This is a genomic window from Mesorhizobium sp. 1M-11, from assembly GCF_001303895.1.
Taxonomy (GTDB): Bacteria; Pseudomonadota; Alphaproteobacteria; order Rhizobiales; family Rhizobiaceae; genus Mesorhizobium.
The window spans coordinates 12,841-34,358 of record NZ_LJSD01000029.1; the positions used below are offsets into that span (position 1 = coordinate 12,841).

Here is a 21,518-nt window from a genome sequence, read left to right on the forward strand (position 1 = left end):
CAACTCTGAAGTGAAAGTGCCGCCAAAGAGATGAATATCCCTGAACGGCTTGCCTGGACGATCGACCGGCTCGGTATCGCGGGTAGCGAGACCATCCTCGAAATCGGTGGAGGGCGCGGCATCGCCGCCGCGCTCGTGCTGTCAAAACTGACAACCGGCAGGCTGGTCGGCATCGACCGCTCCGCCACGGCGATCGCGGCCGCACGCACGCTCAACGCGGTTGATGAGCGCATCGGCAAGCTGCGCCTGGTTCAGACCGCCATCGACAATTTCGATGCCGGCACCGACCGCTTCGACATCGTCTTCGCCATCAATGTGAACCTGTTCTGGATCGACGCCGACGCAGCACTTGCAACCATTCGCGCTTCACTCAAGACAGACGGCAGGCTTGTTTTGACCTATGAGCCGCCATCGGCGGACCAGATCGAATCGATAGTCGCCGAGCTCCGCATCAACCTCGAGGCGGCTGGCTGGCAGGTGACAGCAACCGACAGGGCGGAACATGCTCCGCTTGTGCTGGTATCAGCCCAGTTGCCCTGACAGCCCCTCACAACGGCCTGATCAGCCGATGCAGCACGTGGTTTTTCGAGCCGATGTCTCGCGGTTCGAAAGTTTTCTCCAGCACAAAACCCTCGCGCTCCCAGAATCTGCGTCCCCGCGCATTCTCATCAAGCACGGCAACGAGCATCCGCTCGCAATGCCGCGCTTGAGCCTCGCGGACAAGATGATCCAGGAAACGTCGGCCGACGCCTTGCCCCCGCCTGCCGGGGTCAACGAGTAGCAGCCCGATATATGCGTCAGACGTTTCGGGAAAACCGAATGCCATGTCGGCTATGCCTATGATGCTCGCAGCTCCGTCAAGGCACGCCACCTTGAGAGAACTGACCGGGTCGCAACCCGGAGGACACTCTTCGAAGAAGCCTTGAACGCTCGCCGCATCGGGAAGATGACCGCGCTCCATCAATGCGTAGTCGCCAGCCCGCTCGTAGAATGCCGCTACGGCTCCACTGTGCTGGTTTCGGTTGAGCGGAAGGAAATCGGGGGCGCTGCCGTCGGCTTCACGCATGGAAGAACCTCACAGGAAGCTCTGCGGATCGATATCGACGCTCACCCGCACCGATCCGCGCAGCTTCGGTCCATCCGCCAGCATACCCCGCACGAAGCCCTGCATGTCGGAGCGGCGCTCGCCGTGGATCAACAGGCGGAAACGGTGGCGGCCGCCAAGCAGCGCCAATGGCGCTTCCGCAGGCCCCAGCACGAAAATATCCGATGCCTCTGGCGCCGCACGACGCAAGGCCCGCGCATGCGCTTCCGCTTCCTGGCGCGTCATGGCGCTGACGATGATGCCGGCGAGCCGTCCGAACGGCGGCAGTGCCGCACGCTCGCGCTCGGCGATCTCGCGCTCGTAGAAGGCCGCCGCATCCCCCGATACGATCGCCCGCATGACCGGATGATCCGGCTGGTAGGTCTGCAGCAAACCAAGGCTTTTCTTGCCTGTGCGTCCGGCACGGCCCGTCACCTGCGACAGAAGCTGGAAGGTGCGCTCCGCTGCGCGCGGATCGCCATTGGCAAGACCGAGGTCGGCATCGACGATGCCGACCAGCGTCATGTTGGGGAAATTGTGGCCCTTGGCGACAAGCTGCGTGCCGATGACGATATCGGCCTCACCCTTGGCGATGGCCTCCAACTCCAGCCTGAGTCGCCGTACCCCGCCGACGAGGTCGGACGAAAGCACGATGGTGCGCGCATCCGGGAAAGTGGCGACCACCTCCTCTGCGATGCGCTCCACGCCCGGCCCGCACGCCACCAGGTGATCGAGCGTGCCGCATTCCGGGCAGGCGTCCGGCCGTCTCTCATTGTGGCCGCAATGGTGGCAGACGAGTTGCCCGCGAAAGCGGTGCTCGACCAGCCATGCCGAGCAGACCGGACAGCCGAAACGGTGGCCACAGGATCGACACAGCGTCAGCGGCGCGTAGCCGCGCCGGTTGAGGAACAACAGCGACTGCTCCTCCCTTGCAAGGGTCTTGGTCATCTCCTCGACAAGCAGCGGCGACAGGAAGCTGCCACGCGCTGGCGGCGCACGCCGCATGTCGATCGAGCGCAAGGTAGGCAATGCGGCTTCGGCGAAACGTGCGGGCAGATCGACGCGGGCATAGCGCCCCTGATTGGCATTGACCTGGCTTTCGACAGAGGGGGTGGCCGAAGCGAGCACAATCGGGAAGGAACCGATGTGGCCGCGCACCACCGCCATATCGCGGGCATTGTAGAAGACACGGTCCTCCTGCTTGTAGGCAGGGTCGTGCTCCTCGTCGACGACGATGAGGCCGAGCTCCTTGAATGGCAGGAACAGCGCCGATCGCGCGCCTGCCACCACCCGCACGGTGCCTTCCGCCACCTGCCGCCACACGCGCTCCCGCATCTTCGGTGCGAGGTCGGAATGCCATTCCGCCGGCTTGGCGCCGAAACGCGATTGGAACCGTTCGAGGAAAGCATGGGTGAGCGCGATTTCCGGCAACAGGATCAGCACCTGCTTGCCTCGGTCGAGCGCCGCCGCCACCGCTTCGAAATAAACTTCCGTCTTGCCCGATCCGGTGACGCCATCGAGCAGTGTGACCCCGAAAGCCCCGGCGGAGGCACCGGCACGTAAAATCTCGGCCGCCGCCGCCTGGTCCTGTGTCAATTCGGGCTGCGCATAGGTTGGATCGGGCGCGGCCACGACGGGGCGAGGCGGGATCATCACCGTCTCGAACACACCCTGTGTCTTCAATCCATCAATGACGGTCGAGGAGACGCCCGCCGCGTGCGCCAGACCCGAGCGCGTCCAGGCCAAGCCACCATCGGCGGTTTCCAGCACGCGCGACCTGGCGCCGGTCATCCGGTCGGGGATCATGGCGGTGCGCTGCAGTCCTTCGATCCACGGTTCCGGGTCGAAAGCCTCGGGCGCACGCAGCAGCATGCGCGCGACGAGGCCGGGCGGGGTCAGCGTGTATTGCGCGATCCAGTCGACGAAACGGCGCATGGCGTGATCGATCGGCGGACAATCGAAGACGTGCTCGATGGGTCTCAGCTTCCTGGCCTCGACATGTTCGACTGCACCATCCCACACGACGCCCGCCACCAACCTGGGGCCGAGGGGCACGCGCACGATGGAACCCGGCACCACACGCATGCGTTCCGGCACTGCGTAGGTGTAGGCTCGTTCGGCCGGCATTGGCACCAGAACCGGCGCGGCGTTCTTGAAGGGCGAATCTTCTTTCATGACGCGTGACCTTGCCCCGACTTTGGTCTAGAGCAAAGGGCGACGCCGAGCCCCCGGCAAACAGCCCCGTTCCCTCCCAAGGAGACCACCATGAAATTCTTCGTCGACACCGCTGATGTGAAGGAAATCCAGGAACTCAACGAACTCGGTCTGCTCGACGGAGTCACCACCAATCCGTCGCTGATCCTCAAATCCGGCGGCAAGATCGACGAAGTCACGAAGCAAATCTGCGACATCGTCGAAGGCCCGGTCTCGGCCGAGGTCACCGCCACCGATTTTGATGGCATGATGAAGGAAGCCAAGGCGCTGGCCAAGATCGCCGACAATGTCTGCATCAAGGTGCCCCTCACGCTCGACGGTCTCAAGGCCTGCCGTGCCATCCGCGCCGAAGGCCGCATGGTCAACGTCACGCTCTGCTTCTCAGCCAACCAGGCGCTGCTCGCGGCCAAGGCCGGCGCCACCTTCATCTCGCCCTTCATCGGCCGCCTCGACGACATGGGCTTCGACGGCATGGAAGTGATCGCCGAGATCCGCCAGGTCTATGACAATTACGGCTTCGACACTGAAATCCTCGCCGCTTCGATCCGCACTCCGGATCACGTCAAGCGCGCCGCGCTGATCGGCGCCGACGTCGCCACCATCCCGCCGGCCACGCTCAAGGCGCTGGTCAAGCACCCGCTCACCGACAAGGGCCTCGAGCAGTTCCTCGCCGATTGGGCCAAAACTGGCCAAAAGATCGGCTGATTTTTCGAACTGGTTTCACATTTGATGGAAAGAACCGGTGCCTTCGCAGCGCCGGTTCTTTTTTGTCCGGCACGGTTCAAGCGAATGGCGGCAGCCGGCGCTTCACCGGCTGGGCCTTGACGATGGCGCTGCTGGTCTCGGCCTTGTCGGTGATCTTGTCGAGGATGCGGTCAAGATCGCTGATCGAGCGGATATGCAGCCGCCCGATGAAACAATCGTCGCCGGTGACCTTGTCGCATTCGGTGAATTCGGGGATTTCCTCGACCAGTTTCTGCACCTGGTGCAGCCTGCCCGGCAGCGGCTTGATGCGCACGATCGCCTGCAGCGTATAGCCGAGCGCCGCAGGATCGACATCCACCGTGAACGCACGGATCACGCCGCGCTCCTCCAGCCGCCGCAATCGCTCCGACGTGCTCGGCGACGACAGGTTCACACGAGCCGCCAGCTCCTTCAGCGAGATACGCGCATCGTCGACGAGGATTTCGACGATACGCCGGTCGAGATCGTCCAACATCGTTCATCCTTAGGTTTCAAACATAAGAAACCTTACAAGATTAGGATCGATCCGGCAAACACCTTCCATGATGCATATATTCCGGACTTTTGGGAGCGTACAAACGATCGGAACAAAAGGAAGGTCGCATCATGTCGGACAACGCGCGTGGGACGGTCGAAATGACCGCAGCAATGGTGATCTCGGGAACGATCGGCGTATTTGTCGTATTGTCCGGACAGCCGGTGATGGATGTGGTCTTCTGGCGCTGCGCCTTCGGCGCTGTCACGCTGCTGATCGTCTGCGGCGCGCTCGGCCTGTTCAGGCGAGACGTGATTTCGCGCCAGCAGATCGCTTATGCGATCATCGGGGGCATCGCCATCGTCTCAAACTGGCTGTTGCTCTTCGCCGCCTTCCCGCGAGCCTCGATCTCGATCGCCACGGCCGTCTACAACACCCAGCCCTTCATGCTGGTGGCACTGGGCGCGCTGTTGTTCAGCGAACGCCTGACGCTCGCCAAACTCATGTGGCTGGCGATTGCCTTCGCCGGCATGCTGCTGATCGTGCAGGCCAAGCCGGACGCCGCGCATACCGGGTCGAACTATCTCGTCGGCATCCTGCTGGCGCTCGGCGCGGCGTTCTTCTACGCGATTGCCGCGATAGTCGCCAAGAAGCTCAAAGGCGTGCCGCCGCATCTGATTGCGCTCATCCAGGTCACGGTCGGCATCCTGATGCTGATACCCTTCGCCAACCTGACGAACTTGCCGGCGGACGCTCGCACATGGGCCTTGCTCGCCGCAGTCGGCATCGTCCACACCGGCTTGATGTACATCCTGCTCTATGGCGCGATCCAGAAACTGCCGACCAATCTCGTCGGCGCGCTGTCTTTCATTTATCCGGTCGTCGCCATCATTGCCGACTTCGTGGTCTTCGGGCAGCGCCTGCATCCGCTGCAACTGGTGGGCGCCGCTGCTATCTTGGTCGCCGCGGCCGGCATGACGCTCGGCTGGAGCCTGATCAAGCCACGCAGCAGTCTTCCGGTCACCCGGTAGGTCTTGAATCCGAGCTTTCAGTCCTGCTCCGGCATCTGGCCGGTAAGCCTGAGGCCTTTAATTGTCGTCGCTCCGTCCGGCCGCACCACGGTGAGCGCTCGCGCGCCGGTGCGGTCGGCGATCAGATCCGCCAATTCGCGTGAATGCGTGACCACCCAGAGCTGCGTTCGCTCCGCGGCCTTTGCGATCATGTCGGCCAACGCCGGCAGCATGCGCGGGTGCAGGCTGGCTTCCGGCTCGTTGAGGGCTATCAGCCCCGGCAAGCGATAGGACATCAGCCCTCCCGCCAGCGCCAGGAAGCGTATCTGCCCATCCGAGAGTTCCTGCGGCCGGAACAGCCGCTGCGGAAAATCCGGCAGCCGCAATCCGAATGTGGCGGCCTCGCCCGGCTCCGGCACTTCGAGTTTCGCTCCCAGGGCATCGGCCAGCGCGAGGTCGAGATCGACCGTATCCTGCCTGATATGGGCGAGCGTTGCGAACACGGCGGCAAGATTGCCGCCGTCCTCGTCCAGCAGCGTCGAGGTGATTGCAAGCGACGGCTTCCTGACGGGCGAATCGGCGTCGGTGCGAAAACCGTGATAGAAGCGCCAGCTCGAGACGGCGGCCCGCAGATCCCCCACCTCCGGATAGCGGCCAGAGGCACCGAGCACTGCCAGCGCCGTCTCCGAATTGAGCAGCCCTGCAGGGTGTTCGACACGCCGGCCATCGCCGTCACGGCCATGGGCCGCAGGTCCCTTGCGACTCCTCATCTCCACCGGGCGGCGTCCGGCCTCGACCGTCAGGGCCTCTTCCTTGACGTGGGGTTCGAAGGCAAATCCCGCCGAAGCGGGTGGCGGCAGGCCAATCTCCACCCGATAGGAAAATCGCGCCGCCATCTCATCATCCTCGACATCCGCCTGCAGGACGACACGCGCTGGCTGCCCCAGGCGGCGCGCGCCGGACCATAGCGCCGACTGCATGCCGCCTTCGCCGGCAATGGCGCGGGCCAGGGTCCCCTCGCCTGCTGCCTTGATCAGTTGGAGTGCTCGGTAAAGATTGGATTTTCCGACGCCATTCTCACCAACGAACAGCCCGATCTGGCCGAGTTCGAGCCGGATCGATTTGAGTGATCGGTACCCTTCAGCGACAAGCCCGGTCAGACGCATGGTTTCATTGCCTGTCAGCGCATCGCTGACGCCGGCTACCTGGCGCCGGGTTTGGCAAGATCCTGCGCCAGCGCCAGATGCAGCAGTTCAGCCAGTTCGCGCGCCGCACGATTCTCGGCATCGAGCTGCGCGCGATAAGACGCGAATTCCTGGCCTGGCTTGTCAAAGGACGAGGAGATCGAGCGTTGCCCGTTGGAGACCGCCTTGCCGGTCTTCGCGTCGGTCAGCGTGTAGGCTGCCGTCATGATTACGGTACCTGCAGTCGGCTGGTCCTGGTCCTTGGCAACCTGGATCGTTGCCGTGGAGATCACCGATTCCGTGACATTGAGCGTCAGCGAATAGACGGGCGCGGTCGGACGCTCGCCCCCTCCTGTCAGCGCAAAGATCAGGTTGTTGCGAACCTGCTGGGCATAGCGCGACGACACCGGCTTCACGGCGATCGAAGCAAGCTCCTCACGCGCAGTCGCCGTCGAACCCGTCGAGAGCGGCTGGTTCGAATAGAGTGGCCGCACCTGACATGCCGAAACCAGCGCCATGCCGGCCAATAGGCCAAGAAGCGCAGCGCGGCGCGCGAATGGAGCCGCTGTCTTACGAGTGTCAGGCAACGACATTGACGATCCTCTGGGGCACGACGATCACCTTGCGCGGCGCCTTGCCCTCGAGCGCCTTCTGTACGAAGTCCAGGGCCATGACGGCCTGTTCGACCTGAGCTTGGTCTGCGTCGCGGGCGATTGTCAAATCGCCACGCTTCTTACCGTTGATCTGTATCGGATAGACGACATCGTTGTCGACCACCAGCGCAGGATCGAAGCGCGGCCAGGGCTGATTCGCCACAAACCCCTCGCCGCCCAGTACCGACCAGCACTCTTCGGCCAGATGCGGCATCATCGGCGCGATCATCACGACAAGCGCCTCGATCGCCTCGCGTAACGCGGCGGCACCAGCCTGATCGCCCTTGCCGTCGACAAGCGCAGTTGCCGCTGGCTGGATCGTGTTGAGCAATTCGTAGAGACGGGCGACCGCCTTGTTGAAGGACAGTCGTTCGATGTCTTCACCGACGGCCTTCACCGTCTTGTGAACAGCCTTCGAAATCGCCGCGGCGGCGCCATCGCTTGCAGCCGAAGCCGCAACGCCCGTCAGAGCAGGCGCCGTCTCGGAAACCAGCCGCCAGATGCGCTGCACGAAACGGTGCGCGCCTTCTACACCAGCCTCGGTCCAGATCACGTCGCGCTCCGGCGGCGAATCCGACAGCATGAACCAGCGCGCCGTGTCGGCGCCGTAGCTCGCCAGAATGTCGTCCGGATCGACGACGTTCTTTTTCGACTTCGACATTTTTTCGATCGCGCCGATCTCGACCGGGCTGCCGTCTACAATCAGCGTAGCGCTGCGCTTGCCGTCGACATCCACGATGTTCACGTCCACCGGCTGCACCCAATACGCATTCGCGCCGGTGCCGGCACGATAGGTCTCGTGCACCACCATACCCTGGGTGAACATGCCTTCGAACGGCTCCTTCACCTCATTCAGGTGGCCGGTGACCTGCATGGCACGCGTGAAGAAACGCGAATAGAGCAGGTGCAGGATCGCATGCTCGATACCGCCGATATACTGCCTGACCGGCAGCCAGCCGTTCTTGCCGTCGGCGTACTCAAGCGTGGTCGGCGCCTTGTCGTTCCACGGATCGGTGAAGCGCGCGAAATACCAGGACGAATCGACGAAGGTATCCATCGTGTCGGTGTCACGCCGGGCCGGCTTGCCGCATTGCGGGCACCCGACATGCTTCCAGCTCGGATGATGGTCGAGCGGGTTGCCCGGCTTGTCGAACGTGACGTCGGTCGGCAGTTCGACCGGCAAGTCCTTTGCCGGCACCGGCACGGCGCCGCAGGACTCGCAATGAATGACCGGGATCGGGCAGCCCCAATAGCGTTGGCGCGAGATCAGCCAGTCACGCAGGCGGAACTGCACCTTGCGCTCGGCCTGCGGCCGGTTGCCGATCGTCACACCGGACAATCTGGTCGCCACTTCGTCGAAGGCCTCCCTGAAGCGCATGCCGTCGAGGAAGCGTGAATTGATCATCGCGCCATCGTCGACAAAAGCCTCTTCCGTAATATGGAAGCTCTTGGCATCCCCACCATCCGGCAGCACCACGGGAGTGACCGGCAGGCCGTATTTGTTGGCGAAGTCGAGGTCGCGCTGATCGTGGCCGGGGCAGCCGAAGATCGCGCCCGTGCCGTAATCCATCAGCACGAAATTGGCGACATAGACCGGCAGCGTCCAGTTTTCATCGAACGGATGAACGACGCGCAGGCCGGTATCGAAGCCCTTCTTCTCGGCCGTCTCCAGCGTCGCCGCCGACGTGCCCATATGGCGCACGTCCTCGATGAAGGCAGCCAGTTCGGGATTGTCCGCGGCGACCTTCTTGGCCAGCGGGTGATCCGCGGCGATCGCCATGAAGGAAGCGCCGAAGATCGTGTCCGGGCGCGTCGTGTAGACTTCCAGCTCGCTTTCGCCGGCGGGCGGATTGGCCAGCGCCCAGCGGACCAGCAGGCCTTCGGAGCGGCCGATCCAGTTGGCCTGCATGACGCGGACCTTTTCGGGCCACTTGTCCAGCGTGTCCAGGCTGTCCAGCAGATCCTGGCTCATCGAGGTGATCTTGAAGAACCACTGCGTCAGGTCGCGCTGCTCGACCGGTGCACCGGAGCGCCAGCCACGCCCGTCGATGACCTGTTCGTTGGCCAGCACGGTCATGTCGACCGGATCCCAGTTGACCTTGGCCGATTTGCGTTCGACCAGCCCGGACTTCCAGAAATCCAGGAAGATCTTCTGCTGGTGCTTGTAATAGCTCGGGTCGCAGGTCGCGATCTCACGTGCCCAGTCGAGCGACAGGCCCATGGTCTTCAGCTGGCCCTTCATCGTCTCGATGTTCTTGTAGGTCCAGTCGCGCGGATTGACCTTGTTGTCGCGCGCCGCGTTCTCCGCCGGCAGGCCGAAGGCGTCCCAGCCCATCGGATGCAGCACGTTGTAGCCCATGGCACGGCGCCAGCGCGCAACGACATCGCCCATCGTGTAGTTGCGCACGTGGCCCATGTGGATCCGCCCCGAAGGATAGGGGAACATCTCGAGCACGTAGTATTTCGGCCGTGGATCGTCGTTCTTCGTCTCGAAGAGCTTGGCCTCGTCCCATGCCTTCTGCCACCTGGGCTCTGCTGCGCGGGGATTGTATCGTTCGGTTGCCATGGCCGGTTTTTCACTTACAAAGCATGCGGGAAACCGCCGGTTGATTGGCGGTTCAAGGACATGGTCCGGGTCTTCACCATGCTTTCAGGGACCCGTCAACCATATGGGCAGCAAGGCCCGGCAAAAACAGCAGGATCAGGACAGGTTGGCACATGAGTGACGCGGTTCAGCAACTCGAAACGGTCAAGGCGAGAATCGCAGCCGCCGAGCGCGAAGCGGACCGGACGGCGGGAGCCGTGACCCTGGTTGCCGTTTCCAAGACCTTCGAGGCCGACGCCATCCGTCCGGTGCTTGCCGCCGGCCAGCGCGTCTTCGGCGAAAACCGCGTGCAGGAGGCGCAAGGCAAATGGCCCGCGCTGCGCCAGGAATTTCCCGGCATCGAGCTGCACCTGATCGGTCCGCTGCAGTCCAACAAGGCAAAGGAAGCCGTCGCGCTGTTCGACGTCATCGAAACGGTCGACCGCGAAAAGATCGCGTCGGAACTGGCGAAAGAAATTGCCAGGCAAGGCAAGGCGCCAAAGCTCTATGTTCAGGTGAACACCGGTTCGGAACCCCAGAAGGCGGGCATCGAACCGAAGGATGCCGTGGCCTTCGTCGCGCGCTGCCGCGACGTGCACGATCTCGCCATCGAGGGGCTGATGTGCATCCCGCCGGCGGAGGAGAACCCCGGTCCACACTTCGCGCTGCTGGAAAAACTCGCCCGCGAGGCCGGCGTCGAGAAACTGTCGATGGGCATGTCCGGCGATTACGAACTGGCGGTGGCCTTCGGCGCCAGCTCGGTGCGGGTCGGCTCGGCCATTTTCGGCCACCGATAACGCGCTCCACTCAGGTCAAAAAAAGAAAGGCCGGGAACGTCCCGGCCTTCTTTTCATCAATTCGTGGAACTTACTCAGCGGCGACGATCTTGCCGTCTTCCCACTTGAACAGCGAGAAGCTCGGGCTGGTCAGGTCGCCGGTCTCGCCATAGGTCAGTTTGCCAATGGCGGTCGGGATGGCTTCACCGCCCTTGAGCGCGGTTCCGACAGCCGCCGGATCGTCCTTGCCAGCCTTCTCGATGCCTGCCTTCAGCACCTGGACGGCGGCATAGGCGTTGAGCGTGAAGGCTTCCGCCGGGATGTTCTTGGCCTTCAGCGCCTCGACGGCCTGAGCCGAGTCCGGGTTCTTCAGCGCATCGGTTGCGTTGGTGAACAGCGTGCCGGCAGCAGCCTGGTTGCCGATTGCCCAATACTCGGTGTTGGAGAGGCCTTCGCCGCCGATGATCAGCGCCTTGACGCCTGCGTCGGCGAGCTGACGGGCCAGCAGACCGCCCTCGGGATGATAGCCGCCGAAATAGATCACTTCAGCGCCGTCCGACTTCAGGCGGGTGACTAGAGCCGAAAGGTCCTTCTCGCCTGGGGTCAGCGAGTTGTGGCTGACTTCCTTGACGCCACCGGCATTGATCGCCTTCTTGAAGGAGTCGGCCAGACCCTTGCCGTAAGTGCCCTTGTCGTCGACGATGGCAACCTTCTTGTCTTTCAGGTTCTTCACCACATAGGCAGCCGCCACTTCCGCCTGCTGGTCGTCACGGCCGCAGGTGCGCAGGATGTTGGTGAGGCCACGGTTGGTCAGGTCCGGCGCGGTCGCGGTCGGCGTCACCATCAGCACGCCGTTCTCGGCGAACACGTCCGAGGCCGCCATGGCGACGCCCGAGGTGACCGGACCGACGACGAACTTCACGCCTTCGCCGACCAGCTGGTTGGCGGCGGAAACGCCCTGTTTCGGATCGCCGGCATCGTCGGCGAGCTTCAGAACGACTTTTTCGCCCTTGATGCCACCATCCTTGTTGATGACTTCCACGGCGGCTTCGGCACCATTCTTGACCTGGTCACCATAGGCGGCGACCGGACCGGTCAGCGGTGCGACAAGCCCGATGACGATGTCGGCCCGGGCTGTCGATGCGAAAGCCATCAAGGTGGCAAGGGCAACGCCCGCTAGCATCTTGGTTTTCATAGCACTTCCTCAAAAAAGGTTGATTCGAAGCGTGCAACAAAGGCCGCCTCGACCGAAAGACCAATCGGCCAGCAAGCGGATTCGATTGGTCGTCGCAAGCTCCTACTAAGCCTGTGATAGAGCCGCCGATGCCGTTGTCAATCGCCGGTGAGGATGACCTTGATGCTGCGACCACGGTCGAGCGCGAGACGGAAAGCTTCCGGTGCTTCAGCCAGCGGGCGCGTCGCCGTGATCAGCCGTTGCACATCGACGGCACCGGAGATGATCCGTTCGACCGCCTGGCGGAACTCTTCGCCGAAGCGGAAAGTGCCTCTGACATCGAGTTCCTTGGCCATGATGGCATTGGCCGGCACGGAGATTTCGCCTCCCGGAAGATTTCCGACCAGAACCACCGTCCCGCCGCGCCGCACCGTCCGGATCGCCGATGCCAGCCCGGCGGCGGTGCCCGAAACCTCCAGCCCGACATCGATCGGATCGACAGCCGCGACGTCGGCAAGACCGGCTTGATCCGCACCGATGTCCACCACGCGATCGGCCCCCAATGTTTTGGCAAAGGCCAGGGGCTGGGCCGCGATATCGACCATGGTGATACGGTCGGCGCCGCCAAGACGGGCGGCCAGCATGGAAAGCAGCCCGATTGGCCCGGCTCCGAACAGCGCGACATGCCGGCCCTCGATGTTTCCGGCGCGCGCTACGGCGTGCAATGCAACGGCAAGCGGCTCGGCCAATGCGGCAGCGGCAAAAGGCAGGTTCTCCGGCACCTTCACGCATTGGGCGGGCGTGGCATCGAACAGGGTGGAGAAGCCGCCCTGCATATGTGGGGTCTTCGAAGCCGAGCCCATGAAATAGATGTTCTCACAGAGATTGGGCCTGCCTTCCCGGCAGCGCACACATGTTCCGCACCATCGTGACGGGTTGACGGCAACATGATCGCCGATGGCGAGACCGTCGGCCCTGCCGTTGATCTCGACCACCTCGCCAGCCACCTCGTGACCCAGGACCAGCGGCGACGTTACGATGAAATCGCCGGTGCGAGCATGGCGGAAATAGTGCATGTCCGAACCGCAGATGCCGCCGGCGCGGAGACGGACCCGCACCATCCCCGGCAACAGCGCACCGAGGTCACGCTCGACGACGCGAAGATCCTCGGGACCGAACAGCGTAGCTGCGTATGCCGAACTCACCGGATCAACTCCATCTGCGTCGGCAGCCACAGCGATATCTGGGGAACGAAGGTTATCAGGAGCAGTGCAATGACCAGCGGCACCAGCCAGGGCAGGATCGCCATGGTGGTCCGTTCCACCGACAGTTTGGCGACCCGCGACAGCACGAACAGCACCATGCCGAGCGGCGGATGCAGCAGGCCTATCATCAGGTTGAGCGTCATGATCAGGCCGAAATGCACCGGATCGATCCCGTAGACCACCGCCACGGGCAGAAGGATCGGCACCAGAATGGTGATGGCAGCGATCGTATCGAGGAAGCAGCCGACCACGAGCATCAGTATGTTGACCAGGATCAGGAACACCCACTTGTTCTCGGTCAAGCCGAAGATGAAGCCGGAGAACAGCTGCGCGGCCTGGCTGACCGTCAGCAGCCATGCAAAGATCGAAGCCGCCGTGACGATGAAGAGCACCGACGCGGTGGTCTCGATCGTGTCCAGGCTCGCTTTGGCAAGCAGGGACAATGTCATGGTGCGGTAACGGACCAGTCCGAGAAACAAGGACCAGATGACGGCCGCCATCGCCGCCTCGGTCGGCGTGAACCAACCCATGGTCATGCCCCCGATGAGGATGACCGGCGTCATCAGCGCCATCACCGCCGAGAAATCGAAATACCAGTCGACAGCGATGAGCAAGACCAGAGCAATGCCCACCGCCAGATTGACCGACAGGCCGGCGAGCACCAGAAGATAGACCATGAGCGGGAAGGCCAGCACGACAACGACCTCGACGCTCGCCTCCATGAGCTTGCGGATGGAGAATTGCGTGTCGGAACCCCAGCCGCGTTTGTAGGCGAAGATCGCGACGGTGATCATCATCAGCAGGGTCATGACGACGCCCGGCAATACGCCTGCCATGAACAGCGCGCCGATCGAGACATTCGCCATCATGCCGTAGATCACGAAGGGCAGCGACGGCGGAAAGATCGGCCCGAGCGTGGCGGACGCCGCGGTAACGCCCACGGCGGCCTCGACCGGGTAGCCATGGTCCTTCATTGCCTTGATCTCGATCGTGCCGATGCCGGCGGCGTCGGCCAAGGCTGTGCCCGACATGCCGGAGAAGATCACGGAACCAACGATGTTGACCTGCGCCAGCCCACCCTTCATCCAGCCGACGAGGGCCAGCGCGAAGGAATAGATCCGGCCGGTGACACCGGCGATGTTCATCAGATTGCCGGCGAGGATAAAGAACGGCACGGCGAGCAGCGGAAAGCTCTCCACGCCCGCGATCATGCGCTGTGCCGCGATGATATCCGGCGCGACCCCATAGAGGATGAGATAGAGTACCGACGCCACCGCCATGGAGACGGCAACGGGTACTCCGATCAGCATGAGCAGCAGGAAACCTCCGACCAACAGCAGCATGGCTCAGATCCCCGTCGTTTCGAACGCATCCGGCCGTTCGAGCACCGAATAGCCGCGGCGATAATTGCCTATGAAAACCTGGATCGAGCGCAGCAACATGAGAACGAAACCGGCCAGCACGAGGTAGAAGAACCAGCGGCGCGGCAAGTCGACCGTGACCATGCGCTCACGGGCGACGATGGCCACGTAGCGCCACATCAGCCAGGCGGCATAGGTGAAGAACGCCACGCGGATCACGTCGACGGAAATCGCCAGCATGCGTCCGATGCGTTGGGGCAGGTAATGGTACAGCACGTCGACATGGATATGGCGCGACAGGCGCACGCACATGGCTGCCCCCATGAACACCACGACCACCAGGGCGTTGATCGCGATCTCCTCGGTCCATGCCAGGCTGTTATTCAGCGCGTAGCGGGTGAAGAACTGGAGGAAGACGCAAGCCACCATTCCCCAGAACACCGCAAGGGTGACCCAGTCTTCGATACCACGATCCGACAGGTCGACCGGCGCCGCCTCCTCCTCGAAGGCCTGAGCGATCTCCTCGGTTGTAATCTGCGTGTGATGTTCCTGGGCCATCGGCGCCGCTCCGAAGCTTAGGGCAATTCCAGGAAAAGTGTGTATGGTTTCCGTCCGGAATTGCGTAAAAACAAAGAGTTAGAGCACTTCCGCGTTTCCATGAAAACGGAAACACTCTCGTGTAAGGGATCGAGCCCGCCCGGCTCACGCCGGCCGGCGGAGGATAACACCTACTTGATGGCGCGGATCGCTTCCCAGTCGGCCTTGTTGTAGCCGAACTCCTCGAAGGTGACTTTTTCCATGACGTTCTTCTCGAAGTCGGCACGGTCGACCTCCGTCACCGAGAGGCCGCGATCCTTGAACACCTGCACCAGCTCTTTCTCGCGGGCCACGATCTTAGCGGTGGCGCGCGCGGCGGCTTCCTGCATCACCTCGGTGAAGATCGCCTTGTCCTCGTCGGACAACGATGCCCAGCGAGACTGCGAAACAATCGTGTTCAGATGGTCGACGATATGTCCCGTCAGGACGATGTTCTTCTGCACCTCGAAGAATTTCTTGGCCTCGATCGTGGTGAGCGGATTTTCCTGCGCCTCGACCGTGCCGTTCTGCAGCGCAAGATAGACTTCGGCGAAGGCGATCGGTGCGGTGTTGGCGCCGCAGGCGCGCGGCATGGCGAGATAAGCCGGCACATCGGGCACACGTATCTTCAACCCCTGCATGTCGGCGCATTTGGCGATTGGACGATTGGAAGTCGTGTGCCGCGTGCCGTAGTAGGTCGTCGCGGCGATGTGGTGACCGGACTTCTCCTCATAGCCCTTGGTCAGCGCCTTGTAGGTATCGCTCTTTGTGTATTTGAGCAGGTGGTCGGCGTCGCGGAAGATGAAGGGAAAATAGGTGACGCCGATTGGAGGGTATTCACGCGCAGCGAAACTGGAACCGGATATGATGATGTCGACAGTGCCCAGCGTCAGCCCCTGGTTGATGTCGGCTTCCTTGCCGAGCTGGGAAGCGGGAAAGACATCGATCTTGTAGCGGCCGTCGGTACGCTTGGCGATTTCCTCGGCGGCCCACACGGCCTCGGTGTGGAACGGTTCGGATGTCTCGTAGACATGAGCCCATTTGAGTACTGTCTGTGCAAGGGCAGCCGATGCCGAAAGAGCAAGCACGGCCGCGGCGGCAAATAGTGTCGTCAAACGATATGGCATTCTTTCCTCCCGGGAGTTGCTGGTCTGTTGGCTGATCCTCATGCACTGTGTCTGGAGAACGTGCCTTCCGACGTCGTTCTGGATTTGGATTTGTTGAAACTTCTCGAGAAACGCTCCTGGGATTTGCCCAGATGGTTCCGCATCGCGGCTTTGGCGCGAACCATGTCGCCCGCGGCGATCGCGTCACGGATATGGCGGTGCTCCTCCACCGCCGCCTGCCAGGTCGTTGGATCCTCGAAATAGCTCGACAGTCGCTCGAAGAACGGCGTCAGGCGCTGGTCGAACAGTTCCCCAACGACCCGCGTCAGCACTGCATTTCCAGGAATTGTTGCGATGGCGGTGTGGAACGCGCGATCGAGGGCGATCGTCACATGGTCGGGATTGGCCTTGCTGGCCATCTTCTCCAGGATTTCATCGAGGACGGCGACATCGGCGGGCTTCGCCAGCCGGGCAGCCTCTTCGGCGATCGCGCTCTCGAGGAATTCCCGCGCCCGCAGCAACTCGAAAGGTCCCTCGCCGGAGGTCGGGACCGGCGGAACGGGCGGCGGCTTGACGACATATATCCCCGAGCCGACCCGAATGCGTACCCTTCCCTCGACCTCCAATGCGATCAGGGCCTCCCGGATCGTCGGGCGTGAAATACCCATCCGCTCCGCCAGTTCGCGCTCCGGCGGCAACCGATCGCCCACGACGTATTCGCCGCTGTCGAAAAGTTGCCTGAGCTGGTCGGCTACCTGACGGTAGAGCCGACGCGGCACGATTGTCTCGATGGGCACGACGCCCACCTCCTCCCTTGTGGTCGAGTCATGCGGTCAATTGGACTGACCAATTGACCGCATGACAATCAATCGCCGGCGTCTTGTCAAGCGAGGATTTCCGCTACAGCAATTCCAGGAAAAGTGCGCAGCGGTTTTCCGTCCGGAATTGCGTCAAAACTAAAACTTAGAGCGTTTCCGCGTTTCCGTGAAAAACGGAAACGCTCCAGGGAAGATCGTTGGTGGAAAGCGTGCGGATGCACCCCATATTGTGATCAGGACTGAGCGACCCAGAAGGGCCGTTCCTTTGCCAAGCGAAGGAGGCCATCATGACCAAGATCCCCGTCCGCTCGCCGGACCGTCTGCACCCAAATGTCTATTACGCACTGATCGGCCTTGCCGCGCTCTACGTGGTGTCGGCCTGGATCGGCTTTGCTGGAAGTGGCTATACCGATTATCTGTTGATGATCATGACCGGCTTCATTGCCGTCAGCGTCATCCTGCCGCTGTCCGCCTGGCACACGCGCCATGCCTATCGTCAGCGAACCGGACAAGACAAAGGTCGAAAAGTACCTCGCTTCAAGGATTGGAAAAGCGAGGAGATCGGCATCGATCGCGGGCGGATGTCAGGCGCCGACGCGACACTTGAAATCCTGCTGCCGATCGCCGCGGTCGCCTTCGGCATGCTCGCCTTCGCGATCCTGGCACGGCTGTTGGGCTAGTCGCTCGGGAGACTGGTCAGTGCAGCAGAATCTCGCCGTCGACCTTGCGCCATTCATTGGCCGCGATCAGTTTCTGATGCGTGAAGCACACGGAATGCAGCGGCCCTTCGAGCTTCTCGCGCCAGAACGTGATGAAAGCGCCCAGTATCGGGAATTTCGGAGCGATGTCGTAGTCCTGCCAGACATAAGTCTGCAGCAGATGCGGATGATCCGGATAGTGATAGAGGATGCGGGCCGTGGTCAGCCCGTACCCCTTGAGGAGCAGTTCCAGTTCGGAATGGTCGCGCATGACAGCCCTCGCAAGTTGATCTCGGGTGTGTTGGGCTTCAACACCCCCCTGCTGGTCCTCCCGTGAAAACTGTGCGCCTCGAACCTTAACCATGCCTTTAAACGCGTGAGCCGGGCTTTCGGTTCGACCTGACCGCGGACTACCGTGAGCAATTTTCTGTTACGAACGGACAAACCGAATGTCTAATATTGCCGTAACGTCCGAACTGATAATAATGCCCGCGATTTTCGCGGCCTGCAGGCCGCAACGCCGCCGTCCGGTGGCCGATCTCAGGAGGAAGACCAAGACATGACCGAGGCGAAGGTCCACCGCGTACAGCCAGCGTGGAAGAAGCATGCGCTGATCGACAATGAGACGTATGTGAAATGGTACGCGGAGAGCGTGAAAAACCCGGACAAGTTCTGGGGCAAGCACGGCAAGCGCCTCGACTGGTTCAAGCCCTATTCCAAGGTCAAGAACACCTCCTTCGACGGCAAGGTATCGATCAAATGGTTCGAGGACGGGCAGTTGAACGTCTCGGTGAACTGCATCGACCGGCATCTGAAGAAGCGCGGCGACCAGGTGGCGATCATCTGGGAAGGCGACAATCCCTACGACGACAAGAAGATCACCTATAACGAGCTTCACGAGCATGTCTGCCGGCTCGCCAATGTGATGAAGAAGCACGGCGTCAAGAAAGGCGACCGTGTCACCATCTACATGCCGATGATCCCAGAGGCGGCCTATGCGATGCTGGCCTGTACCCGTATCGGCGCCGTCCATTCCGTCGTGTTCGGCGGTTTTTCGCCGGATGCGCTGGCCGGCCGAATCGTCGATGCCGCATCGACCTTCGTCATCACCGCCGACGAGGGCCTGCGCGGCGGCAAGAGCATTCCGCTGAAGGAGAACACCGACAAGGCGATCGAGATCGCCACCAAGCAGAAGATGGCGGTGAAGTCGGTTGTCGTGGTGCGCCGCACCGGCGGCAAGATCGGCTGGGTGGAAGGCCGCGACCTCTGGTATCACGATGAGGTCAGGACGGTTAAGGCCGAATGCAAGCCCGAGAAGATGAAGGCGGAAGATCCGCTGTTCATCCTCTACACCTCGGGCTCGACCGGCAAACCGAAGGGCGTTCTGCACACCACCGCCGGCTATCTCGTCTATGCGTCGATCACCCACCAATACGTTTTCGACTACCATGACGGCGACATCTACTGGTGCACGGCCGATGTCGGCTGGGTGACAGGCCACAGCTACATCCTCTATGGCCCGCTCGCCAACGGCGCCACCACGCTGATGTTCGAGGGCGTGCCCAACTATCCGTCGGTGTCACGCTTCTGGGAAGTCGTCGACAAGCACCAGGTCAACATCTTCTACACCGCCCCCACCGCCATTCGCGCGCTGATGGGCGCCGGCGAAGCGCCGGTGAAGAAGACCTCGCGCAAGAGCCTGCGCGTGCTGGGCTCGGTCGGCGAGCCGATCAATCCGGAAGCCTGGGAATGGTACTTCAACGTCGTCGGCGAAAAGAAGGTGCCGATCGTCGACACCTGGTGGCAGACCGAGACCGGCGGCATCCTGATCACGCCGCTGCCCGGCGCCACCGACCTCAAGGCCGGCTCGGCGACGAGACCGTTCTTCGGCATCATGCCGCAACTGGTCGACAATGACGGCAAGGTGCTGGAAGGCGCTGCCGACGGCAATCTGTGCATCACCGACTCCTGGCCCGGCCAGATGCGCACCGTTTATGGCGACCACGAGCGCTTCGTGCAGACCTACTTTTCGACCTACAAGGGCAAATACTTCACCGGTGACGGCTGTCGCCGCGACGAGGACGGCTATTACTGGATCACCGGCCGCGTCGACGACGTCATCAACGTATCGGGTCACCGCATGGGGACAGCGGAGGTGGAGTCCGCGCTCGTCGCCCACGACAAGGTGTCGGAGGCCGCCGTCGTCGGCTATCCGCACGACATCAAGGGCCAGGGCATCTACTCCTATGTCACGCTGATGGCGGGCGTGGTGCCGACCGAAGACCTGCGCAAGGAACTGATCGCGCATGTGCGCAAGGAAATCGGCGCGATCGCCTCGCCCGACAAGATCCAGTTCGCGCCGGGTCTGCCCAAGACGCGCTCGGGCAAGATCATGCGCCGCATCCTGCGCAAGATCGCCGAGGATGATTTCGGTGCATTGGGCGACACCTCGACCCTCGCCGACCCTGCCGTCGTCGACGACCTCGTCAGCAACCGGCAGAACAAGAAGGCCTAGGTCCGCTTCTGCAAGGGTCGATCAGTCGCCGGAGGCGCTTTCGTCTCCGGCGATTTCACGGTTCCACCTGAGCTGGAATTCGATCTCTTCCACGCCCTCGCCGCGTTCGTGCTCGATGCTTGCCACCGCGCCGGCCGGAACGCGGATTTTTTCGCCATCGATGCTGATCTCGAACCTTTTTCCGGTTTCTAGCGCGTCGGCCAGCCGGCGCAGCTTGGCGACGAATTCTTGCCTCGGATAGATCTTGTCGATATCGCGGGCGGCAGGGTGGCTCATTTCCGTTTCTCCGTCGGCACCACGTGGTACTCGATCAACATGGCGGCCGGATGAACGCTGCTGGCTGGCGTTAATTTCGTAAGGAACTCATCACCGCCCGGCTGCGCTCCTGAAGGCGGCGGCGAGAACCTTCACCACCTCGCGCACGTCACGCCGCCCCGGTCGCGCCATCAGGACGATATCCTGCGCCGCCAACGAGGGCAGGCCGAAGCGCTCGCCGACATCGACGGCGCCAGCCGGCGCAACCCTTTGCGCGAGCGCCGCCACAGCCAGGCCGGCGCTGACCGCCGCGCCGAGCGCCAGAACGCCCCCGCCGACGAAAGCTTCCCTCCAAGGCAGGCCCGCTTCGTCCAGCGCGTCGATGGCGAGCGCCCGGATGCCGCACGGCGCGGCCAATGCGGCCAGCCGGAGCGGCTCGCCCGATCGGTACTGGAATGACGGCGACGCGAACCAGCGAAACGGTTCGCGAAACAGGATCTCGCCATCGGCATTGTCGTCGCCGCGGCGCGCGATCACCGCGTCCAATTCGCCATGGGCGTAACGGGCAACCACGTCACGCGAAGAGGCGATACGCACCTCGACCACCAGCGACGGGTCATAGGCATTCAGCCTTGCAAGCAGCAGCGGCAACTCCGGTCCCGCGACATGATCGCTGATGCCGAGCGTCAGCCGGCTGGGTGCCACGGCTTGAACACCCGACAGCGCGCGCTCATGCGCATCGAGCAGATTGCGTGCCGCCGGCAGGAAACGCTCCCCCTGAGCAGTCAGGCTGACATGGCGCGGTGTCCGCTCCAGAAGACGATGACCGAGCCGGGTTTCCAGCCGCTTGAGTTTCAGGCTGATGGTCGCCTGCGATGTATCCAGCACCTCGGCGGCACGGGTGAAGCCGCCAAGATCCGCCACCAGCCTGAAAGCCTGAACGGTATCGATATCGAGCACCCGCGCTTGATCACTCATGTTCAAATCTTATGATAGATATATCCAGCAATATGTTTTCATAATCAT

Annotated in this window: 21 protein-coding genes; 6 read left to right on the forward strand and 15 right to left on the reverse strand. The window is 62.5% G+C overall.

The features are described 5' to 3' along the window. Positions 1–30: 30 nt before the first annotated feature. Positions 31–540: a class I SAM-dependent methyltransferase gene (locus tag AO692_RS11920; RefSeq protein ID WP_054310275.1), complete on the forward strand. Its 510-nt coding sequence runs from the start codon at positions 31–33 to the stop codon at positions 538–540. A gap of 7 nt (positions 541–547) precedes the next feature. Here the strand turns inward: AO692_RS11920 and AO692_RS11925 are convergent, their stop codons facing one another. Further along, complete coding sequence (locus tag AO692_RS11925) at positions 548–1,066, reverse strand: GNAT family N-acetyltransferase (RefSeq protein WP_054310276.1); 519 nt, start codon at positions 1,064–1,066, stop codon at positions 548–550. A 9-nt stretch (positions 1,067–1,075) separates the two neighbouring features. Next, positions 1,076–3,259 carry a primosomal protein N' gene (locus AO692_RS11930; RefSeq protein ID WP_054310277.1) on the reverse strand — a complete coding sequence of 728 codons (2,184 nt, stop codon included), beginning with the start codon at positions 3,257–3,259 and terminating at the stop codon, positions 1,076–1,078. Between the two features lie 90 nt (positions 3,260–3,349). On the opposite strand from AO692_RS11930, the gene fsa reads away from it, so the two are divergent. Further along, entirely contained in the window at positions 3,350–4,003 is a 654-nt protein-coding gene (gene fsa, locus AO692_RS11935; RefSeq protein WP_054310278.1) for a fructose-6-phosphate aldolase, read from the forward strand. 76 nt (positions 4,004–4,079) lie between these two features. On the opposite strand, the gene AO692_RS11940 is transcribed toward fsa, so the two are convergent. After that, positions 4,080–4,517, reverse strand: a complete 438-nt coding sequence (locus AO692_RS11940; RefSeq protein ID WP_054310279.1) for an Lrp/AsnC family transcriptional regulator — start codon at positions 4,515–4,517, stop codon at positions 4,080–4,082. Positions 4,518–4,648: 131 nt separating this feature from the next. On the opposite strand from AO692_RS11940, the gene AO692_RS11945 reads away from it, so the two are divergent. Continuing rightward, the gene (locus tag AO692_RS11945; RefSeq protein ID WP_054310280.1) at positions 4,649–5,548 is read left to right on the forward strand and encodes a DMT family transporter; all 900 of its coding nucleotides are present in this window, start codon (positions 4,649–4,651) and stop codon (positions 5,546–5,548) included. Positions 5,549–5,565: 17 nt separating this feature from the next. On the opposite strand, the gene AO692_RS11950 is transcribed toward AO692_RS11945, so the two are convergent. The 3 genes from AO692_RS11950 to leuS are packed head-to-tail and all read right to left on the reverse strand — an operon-like array spanning position 5,566 to position 9,930. Beyond that, positions 5,566–6,693, reverse strand: a complete 1,128-nt coding sequence (locus tag AO692_RS11950) for an AAA family ATPase (RefSeq protein WP_054310281.1) — start codon at positions 6,691–6,693, stop codon at positions 5,566–5,568. A gap of 35 nt (positions 6,694–6,728) precedes the next feature. Then, complete coding sequence (gene lptE / locus AO692_RS11955) at positions 6,729–7,304, reverse strand: LPS assembly lipoprotein LptE (protein ID WP_054310282.1); 576 nt, start codon at positions 7,302–7,304, stop codon at positions 6,729–6,731. Beyond that, the gene (gene leuS / locus AO692_RS11960) at positions 7,291–9,930 is read right to left on the reverse strand and encodes a leucine--tRNA ligase (RefSeq protein WP_054310283.1); all 2,640 of its coding nucleotides are present in this window, start codon (positions 9,928–9,930) and stop codon (positions 7,291–7,293) included. Before leuS ends, lptE begins: the two co-directional genes overlap by 14 nt. A 152-nt stretch (positions 9,931–10,082) precedes the next feature. Between leuS and AO692_RS11965 the strand changes: the two genes are divergently transcribed. After that, positions 10,083–10,745, forward strand: coding sequence for a YggS family pyridoxal phosphate-dependent enzyme (locus AO692_RS11965; protein WP_054310284.1), 663 nt, complete (start codon positions 10,083–10,085; stop codon positions 10,743–10,745). Positions 10,746–10,815: 70 nt separating this feature from the next. Here the strand turns inward: AO692_RS11965 and AO692_RS11970 are convergent, their stop codons facing one another. The 6 genes from AO692_RS11970 to AO692_RS11995 form a co-directional block, all read right to left on the reverse strand. Continuing rightward, on the reverse strand, positions 10,816–11,919 hold the full coding sequence (locus AO692_RS11970; protein WP_054310285.1) for a branched-chain amino acid ABC transporter substrate-binding protein: 1,104 nt from the start codon (positions 11,917–11,919) through the stop codon (positions 10,816–10,818). Positions 11,920–12,056: 137 nt separating this feature from the next. After that, entirely contained in the window at positions 12,057–13,103 is a 1,047-nt protein-coding gene (locus AO692_RS11975; RefSeq protein ID WP_054310286.1) for an L-idonate 5-dehydrogenase, read from the reverse strand. After that, positions 13,100–14,506, reverse strand: coding sequence for a TRAP transporter large permease (locus AO692_RS11980; protein WP_054310287.1), 1,407 nt, complete (start codon positions 14,504–14,506; stop codon positions 13,100–13,102). Before AO692_RS11980 ends, AO692_RS11975 begins: the two co-directional genes overlap by 4 nt. Positions 14,507–14,509: 3 nt before the next feature. Next, positions 14,510–15,082, reverse strand: coding sequence for a TRAP transporter small permease (locus tag AO692_RS11985; protein ID WP_054310288.1), 573 nt, complete (start codon positions 15,080–15,082; stop codon positions 14,510–14,512). A gap of 170 nt (positions 15,083–15,252) precedes the next feature. After that, positions 15,253–16,227 (reverse strand): sialic acid TRAP transporter substrate-binding protein SiaP, encoded by a 975-nt coding sequence (locus AO692_RS11990; RefSeq protein WP_054310289.1) that lies wholly within the window; start codon positions 16,225–16,227, stop codon positions 15,253–15,255. 38 nt (positions 16,228–16,265) lie between these two features. After that, positions 16,266–17,003 carry a FadR/GntR family transcriptional regulator gene (locus AO692_RS11995; protein ID WP_054310490.1) on the reverse strand — a complete coding sequence of 246 codons (738 nt, stop codon included), beginning with the start codon at positions 17,001–17,003 and terminating at the stop codon, positions 16,266–16,268. A 308-nt stretch (positions 17,004–17,311) separates the two neighbouring features. On the opposite strand from AO692_RS11995, the gene AO692_RS12000 reads away from it, so the two are divergent. Continuing rightward, positions 17,312–17,704 carry a hypothetical protein gene (locus tag AO692_RS12000; protein ID WP_054310290.1) on the forward strand — a complete coding sequence of 131 codons (393 nt, stop codon included), beginning with the start codon at positions 17,312–17,314 and terminating at the stop codon, positions 17,702–17,704. Positions 17,705–17,720: 16 nt separating this feature from the next. On the opposite strand, the gene AO692_RS12005 is transcribed toward AO692_RS12000, so the two are convergent. Next, the gene (locus tag AO692_RS12005) at positions 17,721–17,993 is read right to left on the reverse strand and encodes an aspartate-semialdehyde dehydrogenase (RefSeq protein ID WP_054310291.1); all 273 of its coding nucleotides are present in this window, start codon (positions 17,991–17,993) and stop codon (positions 17,721–17,723) included. Between the two features lie 288 nt (positions 17,994–18,281). Between AO692_RS12005 and acs the strand changes: the two genes are divergently transcribed. Further along, on the forward strand, positions 18,282–20,237 hold the full coding sequence (acs, locus tag AO692_RS12010) for an acetate--CoA ligase (RefSeq protein WP_054310292.1): 1,956 nt from the start codon (positions 18,282–18,284) through the stop codon (positions 20,235–20,237). Between the two features lie 21 nt (positions 20,238–20,258). Here the strand turns inward: acs and AO692_RS12015 are convergent, their stop codons facing one another. Both AO692_RS12015 and AO692_RS12020 read right to left on the reverse strand, forming a co-directional pair. Next, positions 20,259–20,513 carry an amphi-Trp domain-containing protein gene (locus AO692_RS12015; protein ID WP_054310293.1) on the reverse strand — a complete coding sequence of 85 codons (255 nt, stop codon included), beginning with the start codon at positions 20,511–20,513 and terminating at the stop codon, positions 20,259–20,261. Between the two features lie 90 nt (positions 20,514–20,603). Continuing rightward, a complete protein-coding gene (locus AO692_RS12020) occupies positions 20,604–21,470 on the reverse strand; it encodes a LysR substrate-binding domain-containing protein (RefSeq protein WP_054310294.1) in 867 nt (288 codons plus the stop codon). Positions 21,471–21,518 lie beyond the last annotated feature (48 nt).